This window comes from Paractinoplanes deccanensis, assembly GCF_016862115.1.
Classification (GTDB): domain Bacteria; phylum Actinomycetota; class Actinomycetes; order Mycobacteriales; family Micromonosporaceae; genus Actinoplanes; species Actinoplanes deccanensis.
Map to the genome: position 1 here is coordinate 1 of NZ_BOMI01000035.1, position 20,965 is coordinate 20,965.

General features: G+C 70.2%; 16 protein-coding genes. 8 read left to right on the forward strand and 8 right to left on the reverse strand.

Annotated elements, in window-relative coordinates; translation table 11 throughout:
• Positions 1 to 2,330 (reverse strand): WD40/YVTN/BNR-like repeat-containing protein (locus Ade02nite_RS10695; RefSeq protein WP_203761429.1); only part of this gene is annotated, 2,330 nt, incomplete at its 3' end.
• A gap of 368 nt (positions 2,331 to 2,698) precedes the next feature.
• Between Ade02nite_RS10695 and Ade02nite_RS10700 the strand changes: the two genes are divergently transcribed.
• The 4 genes from Ade02nite_RS10700 to Ade02nite_RS10715 all read left to right on the forward strand — a co-directional run bounded on the left by Ade02nite_RS10700 (position 2,699) and on the right by Ade02nite_RS10715 (position 7,712).
• Entirely contained in the window at positions 2,699 to 4,063 is a 1,365-nt protein-coding gene (locus Ade02nite_RS10700; protein WP_203761430.1) for a UDP-glucose dehydrogenase family protein, read from the forward strand.
• A gap of 295 nt (positions 4,064 to 4,358) precedes the next feature.
• On the forward strand, positions 4,359 to 5,729 hold the full coding sequence (locus Ade02nite_RS10705; RefSeq protein ID WP_203761431.1) for an ABC transporter substrate-binding protein: 1,371 nt from the start codon (positions 4,359 to 4,361) through the stop codon (positions 5,727 to 5,729).
• 130 nt (positions 5,730 to 5,859) lie between these two features.
• Positions 5,860 to 6,801, forward strand: coding sequence for a carbohydrate ABC transporter permease (locus Ade02nite_RS10710; RefSeq protein ID WP_203761449.1), 942 nt, complete (start codon positions 5,860 to 5,862; stop codon positions 6,799 to 6,801).
• Entirely contained in the window at positions 6,798 to 7,712 is a 915-nt protein-coding gene (locus tag Ade02nite_RS10715; RefSeq protein ID WP_203761432.1) for a carbohydrate ABC transporter permease, read from the forward strand. Before Ade02nite_RS10710 ends, Ade02nite_RS10715 begins: the two co-directional genes overlap by 4 nt.
• 121 nt (positions 7,713 to 7,833) lie before the next feature.
• Here the strand turns inward: Ade02nite_RS10715 and Ade02nite_RS10720 are convergent, their stop codons facing one another.
• Both Ade02nite_RS10720 and Ade02nite_RS10725 read right to left on the reverse strand, forming a co-directional pair.
• Positions 7,834 to 10,830: a TIR domain-containing protein gene (locus Ade02nite_RS10720; protein WP_203761433.1), complete on the reverse strand. Its 2,997-nt coding sequence runs from the start codon at positions 10,828 to 10,830 to the stop codon at positions 7,834 to 7,836.
• A 63-nt stretch (positions 10,831 to 10,893) separates the two neighbouring features.
• Positions 10,894 to 12,798, reverse strand: coding sequence for a zinc metalloprotease (locus Ade02nite_RS10725; RefSeq protein ID WP_203761434.1), 1,905 nt, complete (start codon positions 12,796 to 12,798; stop codon positions 10,894 to 10,896).
• A gap of 163 nt (positions 12,799 to 12,961) precedes the next feature.
• Between Ade02nite_RS10725 and Ade02nite_RS10730 the strand changes: the two genes are divergently transcribed.
• Positions 12,962 to 13,732 carry a tetratricopeptide repeat protein gene (locus Ade02nite_RS10730; RefSeq protein WP_203761435.1) on the forward strand — a complete coding sequence of 257 codons (771 nt, stop codon included), beginning with the start codon at positions 12,962 to 12,964 and terminating at the stop codon, positions 13,730 to 13,732.
• 23 nt (positions 13,733 to 13,755) lie between these two features.
• On the forward strand, positions 13,756 to 15,189 hold the full coding sequence (locus Ade02nite_RS10735; protein ID WP_203761436.1) for an ApeA N-terminal domain 1-containing protein: 1,434 nt from the start codon (positions 13,756 to 13,758) through the stop codon (positions 15,187 to 15,189).
• 19 nt (positions 15,190 to 15,208) lie between these two features.
• Here the strand turns inward: Ade02nite_RS10735 and Ade02nite_RS10740 are convergent, their stop codons facing one another.
• Positions 15,209 to 15,637, reverse strand: coding sequence for an immunity protein CdiI family protein (locus tag Ade02nite_RS10740; protein WP_203761437.1), 429 nt, complete (start codon positions 15,635 to 15,637; stop codon positions 15,209 to 15,211).
• A 108-nt stretch (positions 15,638 to 15,745) separates the two neighbouring features.
• On the opposite strand from Ade02nite_RS10740, the gene Ade02nite_RS10745 reads away from it, so the two are divergent.
• The gene (locus Ade02nite_RS10745) at positions 15,746 to 15,934 is read left to right on the forward strand and encodes a hypothetical protein (RefSeq protein WP_203761438.1); all 189 of its coding nucleotides are present in this window, start codon (positions 15,746 to 15,748) and stop codon (positions 15,932 to 15,934) included.
• On the forward strand, positions 15,931 to 16,344 hold the full coding sequence (locus Ade02nite_RS10750) for a hypothetical protein (RefSeq protein WP_203761439.1): 414 nt from the start codon (positions 15,931 to 15,933) through the stop codon (positions 16,342 to 16,344). Before Ade02nite_RS10745 ends, Ade02nite_RS10750 begins: the two co-directional genes overlap by 4 nt.
• 300 nt (positions 16,345 to 16,644) lie before the next feature.
• Here Ade02nite_RS10750 and Ade02nite_RS10755 read toward each other — a convergent pair whose 3' ends face one another.
• The 4 genes from Ade02nite_RS10755 to Ade02nite_RS10770 all read right to left on the reverse strand — a co-directional run bounded on the left by Ade02nite_RS10755 (position 16,645) and on the right by Ade02nite_RS10770 (position 20,940).
• Positions 16,645 to 17,760: a lysylphosphatidylglycerol synthase transmembrane domain-containing protein gene (locus Ade02nite_RS10755; protein WP_239168666.1), complete on the reverse strand. Its 1,116-nt coding sequence runs from the start codon at positions 17,758 to 17,760 to the stop codon at positions 16,645 to 16,647.
• Positions 17,761 to 17,947: 187 nt separating this feature from the next.
• On the reverse strand, positions 17,948 to 19,141 hold the full coding sequence (locus tag Ade02nite_RS10760; protein ID WP_203761440.1) for a glycosyl hydrolase: 1,194 nt from the start codon (positions 19,139 to 19,141) through the stop codon (positions 17,948 to 17,950).
• A gap of 123 nt (positions 19,142 to 19,264) precedes the next feature.
• A complete protein-coding gene (locus Ade02nite_RS10765; RefSeq protein WP_203761441.1) occupies positions 19,265 to 20,017 on the reverse strand; it encodes a sugar isomerase domain-containing protein in 753 nt (250 codons plus the stop codon).
• Positions 20,014 to 20,940 (reverse strand): MurR/RpiR family transcriptional regulator, encoded by a 927-nt coding sequence (locus tag Ade02nite_RS10770; RefSeq protein WP_344301356.1) that lies wholly within the window; start codon positions 20,938 to 20,940, stop codon positions 20,014 to 20,016. The genes Ade02nite_RS10765 and Ade02nite_RS10770 overlap by 4 nt, the downstream gene beginning before the upstream one ends.
• Positions 20,941 to 20,965 lie beyond the last annotated feature (25 nt).

Genomic DNA, 20,965 nt, shown 5'->3' on the forward strand with positions numbered 1-20,965 from the left:
GTCGGCGGCGTGGTGGGCGGCGTGGTGGGCGGCGTGGTGGGCGGCGTGGTGGGCGGCGTGGTGGGCGGCGTGGTGGGCGGCGTGGTCGTGGAGGTGCCCGTCTTGTCGGCGTAGAGGATGCCGCGGCCGTTGGTGCCGAGGTAGACGCGCCCGTAGACGTTCGGGTCGGCGGCGAGCGCGTCCCCGGCGTTGCCGTACTGGTGCTTGTCGTCGTTGATCCGCACCCAGGTGGCGCCCGTGTCGTCCGAGCGGAACACCCCGGTGATCCCGTCGACGGTGCCGACCAGGTAGACGGCCGGCCGCGTCGTTCCGGGCGCCGGCTTGCCGAACGCGACGTTGATCGCGGACGTCACGGTGGAGACCTTGGTGAACGTCGCGCCCGAGTCGGTCGAGCGCAGCAACCCGGCACTGCCCGCGAACCAGACCTCGCCCGCGGCGCCCGGCACGGCGTGGAAGTGGAGCCGCCCGCTCGCGGGCAGCGCGGCCGCCGACGCGGTGAACGTCGCGCCGCCGTCCTTGCTCGTGTAGAGCGTGCCGGAGGCGTACCCGTAGAAGGTCTTGGGGTTGACCCTGTCGCTCTCGACGATCGCGCCGGCCGGGATGCCCGTGGACGCGGTCCAGGAGCTGCCGCGGGTGGTGCTGAAGTGGATGCCCGCGCCGCCCGGCGACCAGACCATGGCGGTGGCGTCGGCACCGACCGCGATGGTGCCGCCGCCGGTGACCCCGGACGGCTCCTGGCCCTGGTACCAGTTCTTGCCGCCGTCGGAGGAGATGCCGAGGTGCGGTGCCGCGTCCGCGTTGCCGGCCCGGGCGAAGACCAGCGGGTTGAGCTCGGCGAAGTCGAGGCTGGTGTTGCTGCCCAGGCTGGGCGTGTCGTGGAAGCTCGCCGGAACCGTGTCGAGCGAGGCGTGGTGGAAGCCGCCGATGTCGCCGAGCGCGCTGACCAGCGGCGCTCCCGAGGGCGGGCTGGCGAGGTCGAGGACGGCGGTCTCCTCGATGCCCTTGGCCATCGGCCTGATGGTGATCGTGCCGCCGCTGTCCCACTTGGTGAGGTCGGTGGAGCCGTAGACGGTGGCGCCCGTGCCGTAGAGGAAGCGGTCGGAGTTGAACGGGTCGATGGCCAGGGTCTCGTTCATCCAGCCGAGCTTCGGTGTCGACTCCGGCGGTTGCGGGTTGGTGTTGAAGTCGAGCCACGGGTTGGCCGAGATGTCCATCGTGTAGCGCTTGGTGACGGCCGGGTAGCCGGCGAAGTCCCAGATCCGGGACCAGGTGGCGCCGTTGTCGGTGCTGCGGAAGAAGATCGCGTCGGGCCACCAGGAGATCTGCGTAGCGACCATCAGGGTGCCGGGCCTCTGCTTGTCGACGGTCAGGCCGGAGTAGCCGTAGTAGGGCGACTCACCGGCCGGCGTCGGCGAGATGTCGGTCCACGTCCCGGTGGTGAGGTCGAGGCGCTGCACCTGGCCGGCGCCGCCGTCGTACGGCCCGCCGGTGTCGCTCGTCGCGATGAACAGGTAGTTGCCCTGCACGACGCCCTTGTGCGCGAGGTAGCCGGTCGGCTGGCCGGGGATGCGCTCCCAGGTCACGCCGTTGTCGCGCGAGCGGTAGACCGGGTTCTGCTTGTCCGCCACGCCGACGAAGATCTGGTTGGCCGCGCCGAAGGTGACCCAGGTCAGGCCCTGGTTCTGGCTGAGGTAGCCGGTGGCGTCGTCCGGGTCCTGCACGTAGTTGCCGGCGTTCGGGAACGCGGTGACCCTGGCCCACGTCACGCCGTAGTCGGTGCTGCGCCAGAGCCCGTTGCCGCCCTCGGCCGCGTAGTAGACGGTGTTGTTGTGGTGCGGGTCGACGGCGAGCCGCTCCCCCATGCCGCGCCCGGGCATGTTGCCGCCGTTCTTGAACGGCAACGTGGTGATCTGCCAGGTGTCTCCCTTGTCGGACGATCGCAGGATCGCGCCGTTGTTCGGGTCCCAGCCGTTGGTGTACATCCCGGCGGCGGCGTAGACCCGGTTGGTCTGCACCGGGTCGGGCGCGATGCTGACCACGCCGTTGTAACCCCAGTTGTCCTGCCCGACCCAGTCGAGCAGCGGCGTCCAGCTCTGTCCCGATTCGTTCCAGCGGTACGCCCCGCCGATGTCGGTGCGCGCGTAGATCAGGTTGCGCTCGCCGGGATTGAAGACGACGGCCGGCACGAAGCCACCACCGTCGATCCGCACGTTCTTCCAGGAGTACGGCTCCACGGCCGCCGCCGTGGCGGTCAGCGGCCGGGCAAGGACCACCGCCAGGGCGCTGAGCAGGACCGCGGCGAGCACCGCCGCCAGGGTGGAGCGCCTCATCCGGCACCTTCCATCGATGGCTGTCATATTGGGAGCGCTCCCAGAAGCGTGAATGCCGGACATACGGCTGTCAAGCCCTGGAAACCCGGTGTTGACAATCGTGCATGTCTTGGGCAGCCTGCCGGGTTTGGGGACGCCCGCGGCGGGGATGGAGGGCCGGAGCGGGCAAACCGCTCAAGCTATTGAGGCCGGTGAATCGCGGAAAAACGTGGGCAACTCTTAGGAATGAACCGAATACCGTACGTCAAGGATTTGCCGGACGTTTTTCTACGCTGTGTATCATCTGGCCTTGATTACGGGGACGGCGTGACGTCCGCTGTGTCACAGGAGGCGGCGGTCGCCCGACCACCGCGGTGGAGGAGCGTTTGATGAAGGTTTGCGTTGTCGGCACTGGCTACGTCGGGCTCACCACCGGTGTCAGCCTCGCCTTCCTCGGTCACCAGGTCACCTGCGTCGACCTGGACCAGGACAAGGTCGACATGCTGCGTGCCGGGCACTGCCCGATCTACGAGCCCGGCATGGACGACCTGCTCGCCGAGGCCGCGGCCAACCTGACCTTCACGACCTCGTACGAGCAGGCCGTGCCCGGCGCCGACGTGGTCTTCGTGGCCGTGCAGACCCCCTCCGCCGCCGACGGCAGCCCCGACCTGCGCTACCTGCGCTCGGCCGCCGAGAGCGTCGCGCAGAACCTCGACAACGACTTCACCGTGGTGGTCAACAAGTCGACCGTGCCGATCGGCAGCGGAAACTGGGTCGACGCCATTCTGCGCGACTCGTTCGCGCTGCGTGACGACCGCCCGGAACAGTGCGAATTCGCGGTCGCGTCGAATCCGGAGTTCCTGCGCGAGGGCAACGCCATCCACGACACGCTCTTTCCCGACCGAATCGTCATCGGCTCGGACAATCCGCGCAGCCTCGAGGTGCTGAACCGGCTCTATCGGCCGATCATCAACCAGACCTTCACCGCGCCGAGTTTCGCGCCGCGCCCCGACGACACCACCGCCGTCCCGCTGGTCTCCACCGACCTCGCGTCGGCCGAGCTGATCAAGTACGCGGCGAACGCCTTCCTCGCTCTCAAGATCAGCTTCGTGAACGAGATCGGCCAGCTCGCCGGCAAGGTCGGCGCGGACATCACCGAGGTGGCCCGCGGCATCGGCCTCGACCAGCGGATCGGCTCGCGGTTCCTGCAGCCCGGTGTCGGCTGGGGCGGCTCCTGCTTCGGCAAGGACACCAAGGCCCTCATCGCCACCGGCGCCGAGTACAACTACGAGATGCCGATCGTCCAGGCGGCGCGCGACATCAACCAGCGCCAGCGCGCGATCGCCGTGGAGCGCCTCCAGGACGAGCTGCGCATCCTCAAGGGCCGCCGGATCGGCCTGCTGGGCATCGCCTTCAAGCCGAACACCGACGACCTGCGCGACTCGCCCTCGCTCGACATCGCCAACCTGCTGATCGCCCGCGGCGCCCGGGTGCGCCTGCACGACCCGATCGCCGGCGAGCGGTTCAAGCGCGAGCAGCCGGAGCTGGCGCCCTTCCTGAGCGAGACCATCGACGGCGCCTTCGACGACTGCGACGCGGTCGTGCTCGTCACCGAGTGGGCGCAGTACCTCGAACTCGATTGGGGCAAGGTCGTCGGGCTCATGCGCACGCCGATCGTCCTGGACGGCCGCAACGTCCTCGGCCGCGACCGGATGACCCGCCTGGGCTTCAAGTACCTGTCGATGGCAGGCTGACTTCAGGCAGCGCCACGTCCGCCGAACAGGCCACCCCGCTCTCGTCTATTCGACGATATCCCGGCGGGGTGGCCTCTTCGCGACTAGGGTGCCTTGTAGGCCCTTTACGGGCCATGACCTGCGGTTCTTCCTTAACCGGTTAAGTCGCAGCGTGCGTCGCTGCCGTATCGTTATCGAGTCGATCAAGCGGAAATCATTGCGCAACGTGCCGGTTACCTCTTGACTGTGAGCCAAGTAGCGCTTCGGACGGCGACGTCTTCGGACGTCGGAGGCGCGATTTGACATAGGGAGCGGTATGTTCGGTCAACTTTCGGGCCCGCGTTTTCGCCGGGCCGCGTTCGCGGGCACGCTGAGCGCCGGGCTGGTCCTCAGCCTCGCCGCGTGCGGCGGCGGCGACTCTGACAGCGAGGGCAGCACGGACGCGTCCGCGTCGGCCATCGACTGTGCGCCGTACACGAAGTTCGGCGACCTCAAGGGCAAGACCGTCACGATCTACACGGGCATCGTGACCCCCGAGGACACCCCGCACAAGGAGTCCTACAAGCCCTTCGAGAACTGCACGGGCGCCACCATCAAGTACGAGGGTGACAAGTCCTTCGAGACCCAGATCCTCGTGCGCGCCAAGGCCGGCAACCCGCCGGACCTCGCGATCGTGCCCCAGCCGGGCCTGGTCAAGCAGCTGGTCGCCACCGGCAAGGCCAAGGAGGCCCCGGCCGAGACCGCGGCCAACGTGGACAAGTTCTGGGACAAGGCGTGGAAGTCCTACACCACGATCGACGGCAAGTTCTACGGCGCCCCGCTGGGCGCGAGCGTGAAGTCCCTGGTGTGGTACTCGCCGTCGGAGTTCAAGGACGCCGGCTACACCGTGCCGACCACGCTGGCCGACCTCCAGGCGCTGACCGACAAGATGGTCGCCGACGGCAAGAAGCCGTGGTGCGCCGGCATCAGCAGCGGTGACGCGACCGGCTGGCCGGTCACCGACTGGATGGAAGACATGATGCTCCGGACCAGCGACCCGGAGACGTACGACAAGTGGGTCAACCACAGCATCCCGTTCAACGGCCCGGAGGCCACCGCCGCGCTCGACGCGGTCGGCACCTACCTGAAGAACGACAAGTACGTCAACGGCGGTCTCGGCGACGTCAAGAGCATCGCGACCACCACGTTCCAGGACGCGGGCCTGCCGATCCTCGAGGGCACCTGCTCGCTGCACCGCCAGGCCAGCTTCTACGCGGCCAACTTCCCCAAGGGCACCAAGGTGGCCGAGGACGGCGACGTCTTCGCGTTCTACCTGCCGGGCAAGGACGCCAACACCAAGCCGGTCCTCGGCGCGGGTGAGTTCGTCGTGGCGTTCGCCGACCGTCCCGAGGTCAAGGCCTTCCAGACCTACCTCTCCTCGGACACCTGGGCGAACATCAAGGCCAAGCTCTCGTCGGGCTGGGTCACGGCCAACAAGGGCCTCGACCCCAACAACCTGACCAACCCGATCGACAAGCTCGCCGGCACCATCCTGCTCGACCCGAAGGCGACCTTCCGCTTCGACGGCTCGGACCAGATGCCCGCCGCCGTCGGCTCGGACTCGTTCTGGAAGCAGGCGACCAACTGGATCACCGGCCAGGACACCAAGACCACGCTGGACAACATCGAAAAGTCGTGGCCGAAGTAATCACATAGCGTCACCGGGGCCGGTCGGGAGAACCCGACCGGCCCCACCCCTCTTCTACCAGTCCAGCGCACAAGGAGGTCCGGGTCGCGTGTTCAACACCGCCTCCACCACCCCCGAGAAAATTCTGCAGATGCTCGCGGCGCTGCTGCTCTTCGCTGCGGTGCTGGGCATCATCCTCTTCATCGCCGCCAAGTTCGGCGGCCGGCGCGGCGACAAGGTCGTCGCGTGGCTCTACCTGCTGCCGACCGTGCTCCTGCTCGCCGTCGGCCTCATCTATCCCGGGCTTCGCACGATCTACGAGTCGTTCTTCGACGCGGCCGGCAAGAACTTCATCGGCCTCGACAACTACGGCACGATCTTCACCGACAAGGACCAGCTCACGGTCCTGCGCAACACGGTGATCTGGGTCGTGCTGGTGCCGTTCGTGGCCACGGCCATCGGCCTGGTCTACGCGATCCTGGTGGACAAGTCGCGGTTCGAGTCGTTCGCCAAGGCCCTCATCTTCCTGCCCATGTCGATCTCCTTCGTGGCGGCCGGCGTGATCTGGAAGTTCATGTACGAATACCGCCCCGACCAGGGCAACGTGAAGCAGATCGGCCTGATCAACCAGATCATCGTCTGGCTGGGCGGCAAGCCGCAGCAGCTGCTGATCGAGTCGCCGCTCAACACGTTCCTGCTCATCGTCGTGATGATCTGGATCCAGGCCGGCTTCGCGATGACGATCCTGTCGGCCGCGATCAAGGCGATCCCGGACGACATCATCGAGGCGGCCCGCCTCGACGGCGTGAACGCGTGGAGCATGTTCCGCAAGATCACGCTGCCGAGCGTGCAGCCGACCGTCGTCGTCGTGCTGACCACGATCGGCATCGCGACGCTGAAGGTCTTCGACATCGTGCGGACGATGACCGGCGGCCAGTTCAAGACCAGCGTGGTGGCGAACGAGTTCTACAGCCAGACGTTCCGGGCGGACAACCAGGGCCTCGGCGCCGCGCTCGCGGTGCTGCTGTTCATCCTGGTCATCCCGATCGTCGCCTACAACATTCGCACGCTCCGTCGTTCGGAGGCATCATGACCGCGGCGACTCCTGTGACGACGACGCCCCCGCTGACCCCGGACAAGCCGACCGCGGCCTCGGTGGCGAAGAAGCGGCTCAGCTCGCCGTGGGCCTCGCTCGCGGCGATCGTGCTCGCCGTGCTGTGGACGATCCCGACGTTCGGCCTGCTCGTCTCCTCGTTCCGGCCGGAGCGCGCGATCAAGACGACGGGCTGGTGGACGTTCTTCTCCGACCCGACCGTCACGATGGACAACTACAAGGCGGTGTTCGGCGAGGACGGCGGCGTCAACCTGGCGTCCTACTTCGTCAACTCGCTGATGATCTGCATCCCGGCGGTGCTGATCCCGATGGCGCTGGCGACGCTCGCGGCGTACGCCTTCGCGTGGATCAACTTCCCGGGCCGCAACGTGCTGTTCATCGTGGTCTTCGCGCTCCAGATCGTGCCGTTGCAGGTCACGCTGATCCCGCTCCTCGAGATCTTCGTGAACATCGACCTGACCGGCACGTTCTGGACGCTGTGGATCTCGCACTCGACGTTCGCGCTGCCGCTGGCGATCTACCTGCTGCACAACTTCATGCGTGAGATCCCGAGCGGCCTGATCGAGGCGGCCCGCATCGACGGCGCCGGCCACGTGTCGATCTTCTTCAAGGTGATGCTCCCGCTGCTCACCCCGGCACTGGCGGCGTTCGGCATCTTCCAGTTCCTCTGGGTCTGGAACGACCTGCTGGTCGCCCTCGTCTTCGCCGGCGGCGGCGACGAGGTGGCCCCGATCACGCTCCAGCTCGCCAACCTGAGCGGCACCCGCGGCACGGCCTGGCAGCTCCTGTCGGCCGGCGCCTTCGTGTCGATCGTGGTTCCCGTGGTGGTGTTCCTGCTGCTCCAGCGCTACTTCGTGCGAGGACTGCTCGCCGGCAGCGTCAAGGGCTGACCCGCTCCGCCCGAGGGGCCGTCTCCTGTCCGGAGGCGGCCCCTCACCATGACCGCTCCCCCGCCTCCGTGCGCCCTGCCTCCGTGCCGCCCTGCCCTTGGGCGGCTCGTTGCGGGGCCGCTCAGCGGGGGAACTCGTCGCGGGGGCGCTCGCCGGTGATCAGCCAGCGCAGCTCGTCGATGCCTTGGTCGCCGGTGGTCAGGTCGGCCCCTGTCCACCGTGCCAGTGGCCAGGTCAGCCGGCCGGCGCCGGGCAGGAGCGCCGGAACGATCCGGAACTTCGGGCGCTGGGTCTGTGCGGCGACCAGCAGGGTCAGGTCGGTCTCCTGCTCCTCGCTCAGCCCATGGGGCCCGAGGAACACCGCGCCGCTCCTCGACCATCCGATCTGCTGGTGCGCCCAGGCACGCCGATCGGCCTCGGACCGGTGATCCGGCGGCGCCAGCACGGGCAGCAGGCCCGTCCTGCGCAGCTCGTCCGCGATCTTGTCGATGGCGTCGCGGTCACGCGGGTGGTACGACAGGAAGACGTCGTAGTGCCTGGTGTACTCCTTGCCGAACACCGACGCCGTGGCCGCCGCCTGGTCCCGCTCCTCGTCCGCGCTGGCGTTCATGTCGCGCACCGCCGCGCTGCTCTTCGTCTTGCCGGCGTCCACCGAGGGGCGCGCCACGACACCCCGGTCGGCGCTCAGCCGGTCCTCGCGGTCGAGCAGGGAGATCCGGACGTCCTCACAGTCGGGGCAGGCCATGCTGCGGTCCCCGCGGCCCTGGCGGCGGCGGACCAGGTCGACCGGGACGCGGTAGGCGCAGCCGGGGCACGTGTAGATGCGGTCGCGCTGGACCGAGCCGGGCACCGCCCGCGCCTCCAGGTGGTTGCGCACGTACTCCTCGAAGAGGAAACGGGTCTCCTCGCTGGCCGGGCCGGTGAAGAAGACCGCCAGCTCGCCGTGGCCCTCCTGGGTCTGCCGGACGCGCAGGCCGCAGACCCCGCCGACCCGGGCCCGGTAGGCGCTGGCGTCGCGCCACATCCCGTCGCGGCGGTATTCGGGGACGTGCGCGAGGCGGACCGCCAGCGTCGCGTACACCGTCTGGACCGCGCCGTCGAACTGGAAGACGACGTCCTCGGCGTCGGGCGACGGGGCGTCCGGGCGGTCGGCGGTGAGCTGTGACGGGAAGACCAGGTCGATGCCGTCGGCGGTGGGCTCGCGCAGCACCAGGTCGTGCCGGAGCAGCTCCTCGACCACGGCGATCAGCAGCAGCCGCTCCTCCGCCGCGGGGAGCCGGTCCGCCGACGGGATCGGGAAGCGGCCCGCCAGCGCGTCGTCCTCCGCGATGTACCCGAGGCCGTCCGGCTGGTCGCGGGCCGCGATGACGAGCGCGGCAGCGTACGAGTCGAGCAGCTCCGGCCGCAGCAGCACGAAGTCGCCGAACGAGAGCCGGCGCACCAGATCACGCAGCTCCAGCAGGCGCACACACGTGTCGAAGCTGGCGCGCAGCTCCTCCTCGCTGACCTCGGCGGCGCGCGGGCGAAACGCCCGGAACAGCTCCCCGGTCGTGGCCAGCCGCCGCGAGGCCGCCTCGTCCAGCAGGAACTGCTTGATCTGGTCGAAGAGGTCGCTGGAGACCGAGCGGGGCAGCGACGACCAGTCGATCACCTCACGGATCGCCGCGCCGAGCTCGGCGATCTGCTTGTCGTCCTTCGCGCTGGTCTCGAAGTAGCCGGCCAGCCCCAACTGGTCGCGCAGCGCGTCGACGCGGACCCGGCTGACCGGCCGGCCCCCGATGTCGGTGCGGGCCGCCACCAGGATCAGCGGCGTCTCGGTGCGGGCCGTGCGCTGCCGCATCGCCCGCACCCAGTAGCGCACGCCGGCGAACGGGTCGATCTCGCTGCGCGCGTCGAAGACGATCAGCGCGGCCGCGACCTCGGCGAGATGCAGCTGGTGGACGAGGCGGTAGGCGGGCTGCCCGGCCATGTCCCACAGCAGGATCTCGCGGCGCTCGACACCGCCGTCGGGGCGCTCCACCTCGCACACGTCGAGCGAGCGCACCTTGCGGGCGTGGGTGGAGTCGGTCGGCTCGTACGGCCGGCCGGTGAGCACCAGCCCGAGGCCGGACTTGCCCACCCCGGTGTCGCCGAGCAGCACCACCTTCGCGTTCGCGTACGTGCGGGGCACCTCGGGGCTCTCCCCCACCAGGCGCGCGTAGTCCGCCTCGTACAACTCGACACCGCTCGGGTCGATGCTGCGCCGGGCCAGCAGCGGGCGATGCGGCGCCGCCGCGAGCCCGCCGACGAACTCGTGCGTGACGCCGAGGTCGACCCGCCCGACCCGCTCCCAGGTGTCGGTGCGCCACAGCCGCAGCATGTGGTCGAGCCCGACCGAGTAGAGCAGCCGGCCGTCGGCGGAGAACTCCACGCTGAGCAGGCCGCCGGTGTGTCCCTCGAGGAAAACCCGCTGGGCGCCGTCGGTCGAGTAGACCCGCACCAGCGACTGGTCGTCGACGAGCGCGAAGGTGCGCCCGTCCGGCGCCCACGCCGTCCAGCGGATCCGGTGGTACGGCTTCGGCACGAGCCGGTCGGAGCGGTCCGGCTCCATCAGCGCGACCAGGTCGTCGCCGACCAGCAGCAGCCTGTTCTCGGTGGGCGACCAGGAGAGCATGGCGAGGTCGTCGAAGCCGACCCGGTACGACGCGAGCAGCTCCTGGTCGGCCACCGCGACCACGTCGATGTAGACCGGGCCGGCCACCGCGATCCGGTCGCCGGCCGGCGCGAACGCGACCACGCCGCGCAGGCTGCGGTCGGAGGTGAACGACCGGCTCCACACCTTTTCGGCGCTGCGGCCGTCGGCGCCCACCCGGGCCAGCGTGACCCAGTCCTCCTGCACGTAGGCGAAGACGTCCGGGTCGGTGGGCGACCAGACCACCTGGAACAGGTCCTCGTGCGGGCCGCCGAACATGAGCGTGCGCCGGAACCCGCCGCCCTCGCCCGCTTCCCAGATGTCACCGCCGAGGCCACCGGTGGCGAGCCGGCGCCCGTCGCACGACCAGGCCAGCGTCGCGATGGCGCGCCCGTCGGGACTGGGCAGGAATTCGCGCCGTACGAAACCCGGCAGCTCCTCGGTCACAACTTGCACAGTAGCGACCGGCTGCCGCCCTTCTCGGGTACGGCAGCCGGAATCGCCTCGTCCTTACGGCTTACTACGCGGGCTCTCCGGTCCCAGCGTGTCGATGAACGCGTGCGGGCTGTCCGTGTCGGCGGCCTTGCGGACGGCGTCCGCCTCGGACTTGAGCGCTGTGGCGGCCGAGTCGGGGTTCACGCCGGCCCTCGTCGCGGCGTCGCGGACCTTGTAGTACGCCGCCTCGCTCAGCGCGTACGCGGCACGGTAGTCGTGCTTGGCGAAGGCCAGCTTGGCGACGCCGAGCAGCGCGTCGGCGGCCCTCAAGTCCGTGCCACCCGGGACGGTCGCCGCGAGACGGTTGGCGGCCTCCCAATGGACGGCGGTCAGCCACCGGTCGCTGTTGTCCCGGTCGAACTGGCTGAAGTCCCAGTTCACGTCGATGTAGCTCATGACGGTGTTGTTCTCGTCGCCGCCCCAGACGTAGAAGAACTCACCGGCGGGCCCGTAGGAGACACCGGTCTCGCTGTCGTAGCCGTCGTGCGGGTGCGACATGCCCAGGTGGTGGCCGACCTCGTGGATCTGCGTGGTGGTCAGGCCGTAGCCGCGCGCCACCACCTCGGGGGAGATGAAGTTGAAGACGTACGACTGGTCGCCCGTCACCCAGTCGTCGTCCGCGAAGCCCAGCCCCGGGGTGTCCACGCCGGGCCCGACCGCGTAGTTGAAGATCGGCAGCTCGTAGTCGACCCGGCCCTGGTCGTCCTGGGTGCGGGCGAGGTTCTCGCGGTTGTAGAGGTAGAGGTTGGCGAACGCCGGATAGCCGGAGCCGGGGTAGCAGCTGACGTCCTCGAGCAGGCCGACGTAGCATTCCTCGGCGCGGTCGTCGTACGGCAGATCCTGGCTGTCGTAGGAGAACTTGTTGCGCCAGCGCAGCTCGGAGAGCTCGTCGACGACGTACGCGGGCTTCTGATAGCGCGCCGAGGCGTCGACGCCGGGCCAGCCCTCGTAGGTGTTGCTGTCGAGGTTGATCGTGCGCGGCGGCTCGGCGGTGGGCAGCTCGGGCGGATAGAGCGGCGACGGCGTCATGAGCAGGTTCAGCGCCACGTACCGCGTGATCCGGCCGAGGTCGCCCGGCAGAGCGCTCGGCGACCGGTAGCCGTTCGGCGCGTACTCCCAGACGGGGGGCATGCGGTAATCGGCCTCGCCGTCGCCGTCCACGTCGGCGCTGGTCACGTCGTAGTTGGCGGTCCACGCCTCGGGGCCGGCGGACAGGTCGTGGAACCAGACCCGGCGAGTGCTGCGCAGGCCGGTCTCCTCGTCGTCGGCGGTCGTGCCGCCCCACGCGATCACCTTGCGGCTGTCCGTCTCGGCGCCGAAGTCGTGGCCGGTGTCCGGGTCGGGCTCGCCGGTCTTGGTGTAGACGTGGAACTTGAAGTCCGGCCGCCCGTACCAGTTGACGAAGAAGACGGTGTTGCGGCGCGTGTCCACACCGGACGGCGGGTGGAGGGCGAGCCACTTCTCCACGCTCGGCGCGTCGATCGTGTGATTGTTCGTGACGGTCCGCGTGCGCTGCGGCTGAGCGTTGTAGGCCGTCTGATATTCGGTGAGCGGCGCCGGTTTCGCCATCCGGCTCAACTGCCCGAAAAACCTGTTCTCGTATGCCTTGTCGGCGTACGTGAGGTGGTAATCGTAGGTGTAAGTGATCCCGAGCTTCTCCACCACGTCGTACAGAAGGCGCGAGCGCACCACGGGCTCGTACTTCTTCGCGAGCTGCCCGGTGAACGCCTTCCGATCCGGCTCATAGCCGACGAAGACCACATTGACCGGCACCGTCTCGGTCAGGCGCGGCTGCCCGCCCGGCTGGAGAAACTGATATTTGTACGGTTTGCGAGTGTCCGGGGCCGCCCCGGCCGGCGTCGCGGACGCCCCGACGAGCACGGCGGTCAGCAGAACGATGAACGCGCTTCTCCGTCTCATGCCGCCACCAAACCATCAACGGCCACCGATGGAAAGGGTCACTCTTTCGATTGACTCGCGCCGTTTTCGAGATGGCATGATCGTCCTCGCCGCGGCCCGGACCTGCGAAAAGCGCCTACAGCCGCTTTTCGGATGCTTTTTGCGGACCGCTATAACCGGTGGGATGGCGACCCTGACAATCGACCGGCTGGGCGACGACCACCCGGCCGCCGCTCAGCTGCTCTGCCTGTGCGCCGTGCTGCACCCCGCCCCCATCCCGCTGGACGTCTTCACCGGCGGCCTGGCCCTCCTCCCCCACCCGCTCGGCCAGGTCACGCCCGCCGGTTTCCCCGCCGTCGCCGCCACCCTGACCGGCGAGGGCCTGGCCGTCACGGGCGCCGGCGGCCTCACCGTCCCCGACCCGATCCGCGACGCCGTCCGCGAAGACCTCGGCCCGGACGCCCTCCCGGTCTGCCGCCGCTACGCCGGCGCCCTGGTCGCCGCCGCCACCCCCACCACGGTCGAGGACCCGGCGACCTGGCCACGCTGGGCCGCCCTCGCCCCCCACCTGGTCGCCGCCGACGCCGCCCACAGCACCGACCCGGCCCTGCGCGCCGCCGCCCGCCGCCTCGTCGTCAGCCTCCTGCACCGCGGCAAGCCCCGCCCGGCCCGCACCATCGCCACCGACCTGCACGCCGCCTGGCGCGACACCCTGGGCCCCGACCACCCGGAAACCCTGACCGTGGCCCACGACCTGGCCCGCGCCATGCTCGCCTCGGGCGCGCTGCTGCCCGCCCGGGCCCTCCTCGAGGACACGGTCCACCGCTTGATCCACACCCTCGGCCCGCACCACTCGCAGACCCTGGCGGCCGCCGCCACCCGCCGCGGCGCCCTGCTGCGGCTGGGCGGCGCCCCCGGCAAGCCGGCCCAGCGCCGGCCCCGCCGCCGCACCTGACGATCTCGCCTACGATCCAGGTCGTGCGGCGATTCGACGAGGCGGCTTTCGTCGGCCAGTGGTGGCTGCCGGGCCGGCCGGGCAAACAACACCATGGCACCCTGCGTTTCGGGGAGACCCACCCGGAGCTCGAGCTCTACACCGTCGACGCGGCGCACCCCTTGCCCGGCCATGACGACGACCGTTTCGACGCCCCGGTCCTGCACGGGCAAAGCATGGGCGTTCGCCTGACTCTCCTCGACCTCACCGAGACCGCCAGTTCGACGAGCCGGAACATGCGAACGCAGGAATCACGCCGCACGCTTTTCGTGGGCACGGCGCTCCTCGGACACGCACATCTCCAGGAGGGTGCCGGCCGCTTCGATCGTGCCTCGTTCCGGCTCGGCAACCTGACGGAGTGGGTGAACCGCACCCCCTACCGATGGACGTCGACCGGGGAAGCCGAAACGGTCGAGCTGCTGAGCCTGCCCCTCCTCGACGCGACGATCGACGGGTGCGAGATCTCCGTGGGCCGCGTGAGCGAGTCTCGACACGGTCGCCTGACGGAATCCGGCTTCTCCAGCCACGAGGACGTCGAGTTGAGGCTCCGGGCCCCGCACTCGCTGCAGGACATCGAGTATCGGTACATCCGGCCGCTGGAACAGTTGCTGAGCCTTGCCACCGGCCAGGATTGCCGGGCGTTCGCCATCCGGGTGGGCAACAACGACGGCACCGGCAAGGCGATGAGCGGCTGGCCGTACGACGCCTACACAGTTCGCCGCCGGACGACCGACATGACGCCGCCGGAGAAGCCCATGATCCGACAGCACATGCGTTTCGGGATGAACTGCCCCTCCTACCCGCCGAACGTCGACTTCCGAGACCTCGTTCCCCGCTGGTTCGACGTGCAGGCCCAGTCGGGCGCCGCGTGCGACCTCGTCTTCTCGCTGCGTCGCGACTCGGCGGGCTACCTGCAACAGCAGATGTTCACCATCGCGTCGGCGCTGGAGGGCCTGCATCGCAGTCTCCACCCCGGCTTGGAGAAGAAGTCGCCCGAGGACCGGACGCGGAGTGCGGAGATCCTCGAGGCGATACGCACCACACGACCCGAACATCATGACTGGCTCAAGGCCGCCATCTCCTACGCCCATCGCAAGTCGTACTCGTATCGCATGCGCGACCTGCTGCGCCAGACCGGCCACGCGATGGACGACATCATCGGCGATGAGGACAAGTGGATCAGGCGGCTCCGCGACATCCGGGACGGCATCGGACACGTGCTGCCGAGTCACGACAACACCAACGTCGAGCCGATGGTCGCCATGCTCTTCTCCGCCCGGTTCCTCGCCGAGTTCGTCCTGCTCCGGCAACTCGGCTTCACGGCAGCGGAGTGCCGGCGCGCGATGGGACACAACTGGGGCATCGACAACGTACGAAGTCACATGCGCAAGGCCTTCCCCGACTGGTTCACCGCCTGACGCCCCGAGAACGAACGTTCTATCTCGCTCGCTCGCCGCAGTGGGGGCAATCCGGGTCTCGGCCGTCGCGCGGCCACAGGTAGACCACCAAGTCGCCGGTCTCCTCGGCCAGCCGTTCGGACAGGCGGCGACCGCGGGTGTTCCAGGCGGCCCACTCCTCGGGGGTGGTCGGCGGGGCGTTCTCGATGCTCCACAGGTCGGGGCCTGCCTGGTGCCGCTCCTGCCAGAGCGACCACTCCTGCAATGCCGCGGCGAGCTCCTCGGTGATGCCGAGACTGCGCGGGCTGACGCCGCCGTGGACCGTCCGGGCCGGGCGCTCCCCGCGCGCCGGGAGGGTGATCCAGCCCCAGACCGGGAAGGCGCCGTAGTCGGGGAACACGTCGAGCCGCCGGCCGGCGGAGGGTCTTCCCTGTGGGCAGTGTGCCGAGTGCAGGCGAGCGGGTTCCACCTGGACGATCGTAGATCATCGCGCCTGCTCAGCCGGTTACGGCAACCGTCCCGGGACCACTCGATCGAGGGATGTCGCGGGACTACCCGTTTCGTTACTGTCTCCGCCATGACTGATGACACCCCGGTACTGATCCACGCCTCGCCCGCCGTCAAGGAGTTCGCCGCCGCTCTCGGGCTGCCCGAGCCGGGCCCGTGGACCCAGGACGAATGGGACGCGTTCCAAGCCAAGATGGACGCGGCGGACGCGCGCCTGGCCGAGATCCAAGCGCGTCGCCGGGCGGAGCGCGAGGCATGACCGCCGCTCGCCCACCCCGCATCCTCGACGCCTCGGCAGTTGTCGAGTTGTTCGCGGGCCACCCCGAAGCAATGAAGATGCTGGAGAACGCCGAGGCGGGCGAAGGGACGCTCGTCATGCCGGCCCTGCCGGTCGCCGAGGCGCAGGCCGCGATGCGACACCCGGAGAAGGTGTGGCGGCACATCTTCGGCCGTTCCGGCATCACCGAGCAGGCGCTGACCTGGCACGGCGCCATCGAGGCCGGCCTGATCGCCGCGCCTCGGCTGGAGCACTACCCGATGCAGGCGGCCCTGATCGGCCCGATCATGGTGGGCCAGGTGGTGCACGAGGCGCGGGAGATGGGCGCGGTGGTGGTCACCACCGTCCCGGAGGCCTACGGCGCTTACGACGTCGCCGTAGAGCTTCTCTGACCCGAAAATCTCCTTGCGCGGCCGCCCGCTCCGCGAACGATCGGAGTCCGTGCCGATCGTGGGAATGGACGCCGAGATCCCGGCGGGTCACGTTGTCGTCGTCATCGATGTCATTCACGACGGCTGCTGTCGCGTTTGAGCGGGGCGTCACCGCGATTGCCTGCGCCCCGTGGGCTGAGGTCGGGCGTGACCTGCGGCGACGGCTTCCGGACCGGCTTCTCGCCGGGGAGGTCGGCGGGGTCCCGCCGGCGGACTTCGACCTCGGCGAGGGCCACGTCGCCCTCACCAGAGCGCTCCCAGCTAGGCCTCGGGCGAGGATGAGGGCGAGGATGAGGGCGACGGCGAGGCCGGCGAGGACGACGGCGAGAAGAACGCCGGGCGGCGCAGGTAGAGGGCCGCCACGCCGCCCGCCGGGATGAGGAGCCAGCAGGAGAGCAGGCGGTAGATGACGACCGCGGCCGCCGCCGTGGCCGCCGTGGCACCCGCGGCGGTGAGGCCGGCGACCAGGGCCGTGTCGACCACGCCCACGCCGCCCGGCGTGAGCGGCACCTGGCGGACGATCTGCACGCCCAGGTAGATGCCGGCCAGCGTGGTGACGCCCACCGGCAGGCCCACGGCGCGGCACGTCGCGGCCAGGCAGAGCAGATCCGTGAGCCAGTTGACGGTGTAGTACAGGACCCCGGTGATCCACTCGCGGGAGCGGAGGGCGGCGCCCGCGCGCCAGGCCTCGGCGGCCGACGTGAGCAGGGTCCGGGCGTACACCAGAAGCCTGTTGGTGGAACGGGGGCGCGCCGTGCCGGGACGGGGCGGGCGGCGCATCGCGCGGCGGCCCACGATGACGGCGGCGGCGGTGACCGCGACGAGGCCCCCGACCACGATCAGCGGTTGCGGGCCGGCGAGCAGGTCCGGGTCGGTGGTCAGCAGGGCCGCGCCGAGCACCACGTACAGCAGGGCCAGGCCGCCGATGGAGGCCAGCCCCGAGACGATCATGGAGGCGGCGGCGATCTCCTTGGTGGCGCCGGCGCGGACGTACTGGCGGCCGGCGTAGCCCGCGGAGACTGCCGCGCCGGCGGGCATCGAGATCGAGATGGCCGTACGGGCGAGGGTCACCGCCAGGGCGAAACGGGCTCTGATGCGCACGCCGAACGCCCGCAACAACTGCCGCTGCTGCCAGGCGAACGCCGCCAGCGAGACGGCCTGCAGCGCCGCCGCCAGCGCGACCCACCAGTAGTCCGCGCCGGTCAGCGCGCCCAGGAACTCGCGCGGGTCGGGGAAGCGGCCGCGCAGGCCGTACGCCGCCAGGGCGGCCGCCGCGACGAGGATCAGCGGCAGCCGCAGGCGCGACCACCAGCGCGGCCGGGCACCCTCGGCCGGAGCCGCGGGGTCGGGCCGCAGCTCAGACCGGGTAGGAGACACGGGCCGATCCTGGCAAACGCGATCAAGCCACGGCCACCTGCTGTGATCTAGTCGCCGGAGTAGCCGAACAAGGAGAGCCCAGACGGGGATGATGACGCCGATCCGGGGCGTTCCGGCGGCGACCACGCGGTCCACGTCGAGGATCGAGTGGGAGCGGGACGCGTCCGTCCCGCTCCCGTGGCGGGGATCAGCAGCGGCCGAGGTCCTGCCACTGGTCGGTCCAGCCGGGCTCGGAGCCCTGGGTCCAGTACTTGGCGCGCCACAGGTGCACGCCGTCGCCGGACTTCGGGCCGCTCGGGTCGCCGTTGCGGCTGCGCTCGTGCTTCACCAGGGTGCCGCCGGTGTAGACCGTCCCGATCGCCCAGGCGGGCGCGTCAGCACAGCCGGTGGCCGGGGGCGGGGTGGTGGTGGGCGGCGTGGTCGGTGGCGTGGTCGGTGGCGTGGTGGGCGGCGTCGTCGGCGGGGTGGAGCAGGTGCCGGTGCCGGCCACCGTGTCGACGAACGTGCTGCCGGCCGACCGGTAGCCCGACGTCTGCGAGGTCACCTGCGCCGGCGAGAGCACCTGGTTCTTGGCGAACAGGACCCAGTCGACCTGTTCGACGTACGTGCTCAGCCCGCCCGTGTGCGCCGCCGTGTCGATGAACCACAGGTTCCAGTTGATCGTCATCGTCTGGCGCGGGTAGTACTTGCCGGAGTGGTCGCCGACCTGCACGCCGTCGATGTAGTAGACGATGTGCCCGTTGGCGACCTGCGCCACCAGGTCGTGCCACCCGTCCAGGCTCCTGCGCTGCTCCGAGTGCACGTTGTCGGCGTACCAGGGATCGTTGCGGTACGTGTACCAGCTGGTCTGGTAGTTGATCGGCCCGGTCTCGCCCCAGCCGCCGTTCGGCAGGTACTCGGAGATGTCCAGCTCGCTGTAGGTGGGGTCGAGGTCCCCGTTCAGCGGGCTGATCGTGAAGAAGGTCTGGTTGATGTGGTCGCCGTCGGCGCCGCTGACCGGCGTGTCGGTGAACCGGACCCGGCTGGCGTAGGTGCCGTCGAGGTAGCGCTTCTGCGCCGAGTAGAGCTCGGCGTGGTTGGTGCCCGCGCCGGTGCCGTCGGTCAAGGCGGTCAGCTGGAGCACCTTCTGGCCGCCGGAGGTGGGGAACGTGATGCTGTTCGCCGACCACGTGGCGCCGGGCACGCCGGGTCCGCCGGAGTACGTGCGCGGCGTCCACCCGTTCGCGGTCAGCGTGGGGTCGGCGGACGAGGTGTAGTGGAAGTCGTCGAACAGGTAGCCGCAGTCGGCGGCCGCGGCGGGCTCGGTGGAGAGGGCCACAGCGCCCGCCCCGGCCAGAGCCGCCGCCAGGATTCCTGCTAGTCGTTGCCTTGTGACAGACATGGAGAACCCCTCGGATCACTGGACCGTGCCGGCGGTCGTTCCGGCGCGGATGTGCCGTTGAACCGCGGTAGCCCCAGCTGACCGGCAGGGTGGCCAGACCCTGCGCCAGGACGTACCGACGCTCTATGCGGTGCGCCGGATCCGCCCGGCGTACCTCGCCTCCATCGCGGCGTTGTGCTCCTTGCCGCCGGGCACGTTGTCCGACAGGTAGACCGGCGGGGTGACACCGGCGTCCAGCAGCCGGGCGACCACCTCGGCGACGAGCTGCTGCGCCAGCAGGGCCGCGGTGATCGACGACACGGCGCCGACGGCTCCCCCGCCGGGCAGCGGGAGCGCGGCGTCCCCGTACGGCGCGCCGTTGTCGAGCACCACGTCGGCGATCTCGCCGAGCTTGCGGCCGCTGGGGTGCCGCGAGTCGACCCCGGCCGAGTGCTCGGCGGACGTGATCGCGATCAGCGGGTGGCCGCGCTCCTTGACGAGCAGCGCCATCTCGACGACCGCCCCGTTGATGCCGGAGTTCGAGGCGATGACGAACGCGTCGCCGGGCGTGACGGGCGCGAGCTCGTACAGCCGGTGGGCGATGTCGGTGCGCCGCTCGACGGCCGGGTCCTGGAGGACCGCGAGCGGGTCCCCGCCGTACAGCACGACGTCGCGCAACGCGATGCGGTTGGTGGGCACCAGGCCGCCGGCCCGTCCCGCGATCTCCATGGCGAGGGCCTCGGAGTGGCCGCAGCCGAACGCCTGGATGACGCCACCGTCGCGGACGGCCCGGGCGAGGAGGTCGGCGGCCCGGTGCTTCTGCTCCTGCTGCCCGGCGCCGACCTTGTCGATCGCGGCCTGGACGCGGACGAGATATTCGCTGCTGGTGACGGTCACGGTTGTCCTTTCGCACGCCCGCGCTTGCGGGTCGGAACCTTCTCGGGCAGCCGGTGGGCGTCGACCGCGCGCACGGTGAGCTCCAGCGCCTCGGCGGTGCGCTCGTAGGTGCGCTGGGCCACCGCCACGTAGATCAGGTCGAGCACCAGCAGCTGGGAATGGAGCGCGGAGAGGGCGGCGAGCCGGAACGTCGTCTCCTGCACCGCGGTGGTGAAGACGACGTCGGCGACCTCGGCCAGCGGCGAGCGGCTGTAGCTGGTGACCGCGACGGTGAGCGCGCCGTGGTCGGCCGCCTCGGCGAGCGTTTCGATGACCTCACGGGTACGCCCGGAGTGCGACAACCCGATCGCCACGTCCCCGGGCAGCAGCAGCGCGGCATTGGTGAGCGCGGTGTGCGAGTCGGTGCGGTGCCAGACCGGCACCCGGATCCGTTCGAGCCGGAAGGCCATCTCGCGCGCCGCGGTGCCGCTGCTGCCCAGCCCGAAGAGCTCGACCCGCTGCGCGCCGGCGATGGCCTCGGCGACCCGCTCGGCGGCGGCCACGTCGAGCCCGGCGGCGGTGCCCTGGATGGCCCGCGTGTCGGCCGCGGTGACCACGCCGAGCACGTCGGCGAGCGGATCGCCGGGCGCGATGTCGCCGCTGATGTCGGTCTCCCACCGGGCCTGCTCGGCCCGCCCGGTCTCGGTGGCGATCGCGACCCGCAGGTTCGCGTACCCCTTGAAGCCCAGCGTGCGGCTGAACCGGGTGACGGTCGCCGTCGAGGTGCCGGACCGCTCCGCCAGGTCGACGATGCTGGCGTGCGCCGCCGTCTCGGGATCGGCGAGAATCGTCTCGGCGATCCGCGCCAGCGCCTCCGGCATCTGGGCGCCCTCGATCCGCAGCCGTCCGAGCAGGCCGCCGCTCTCTCCGGTCACGTCGGTCATCCTTTTCATCAGCTTTGCTTTGCGA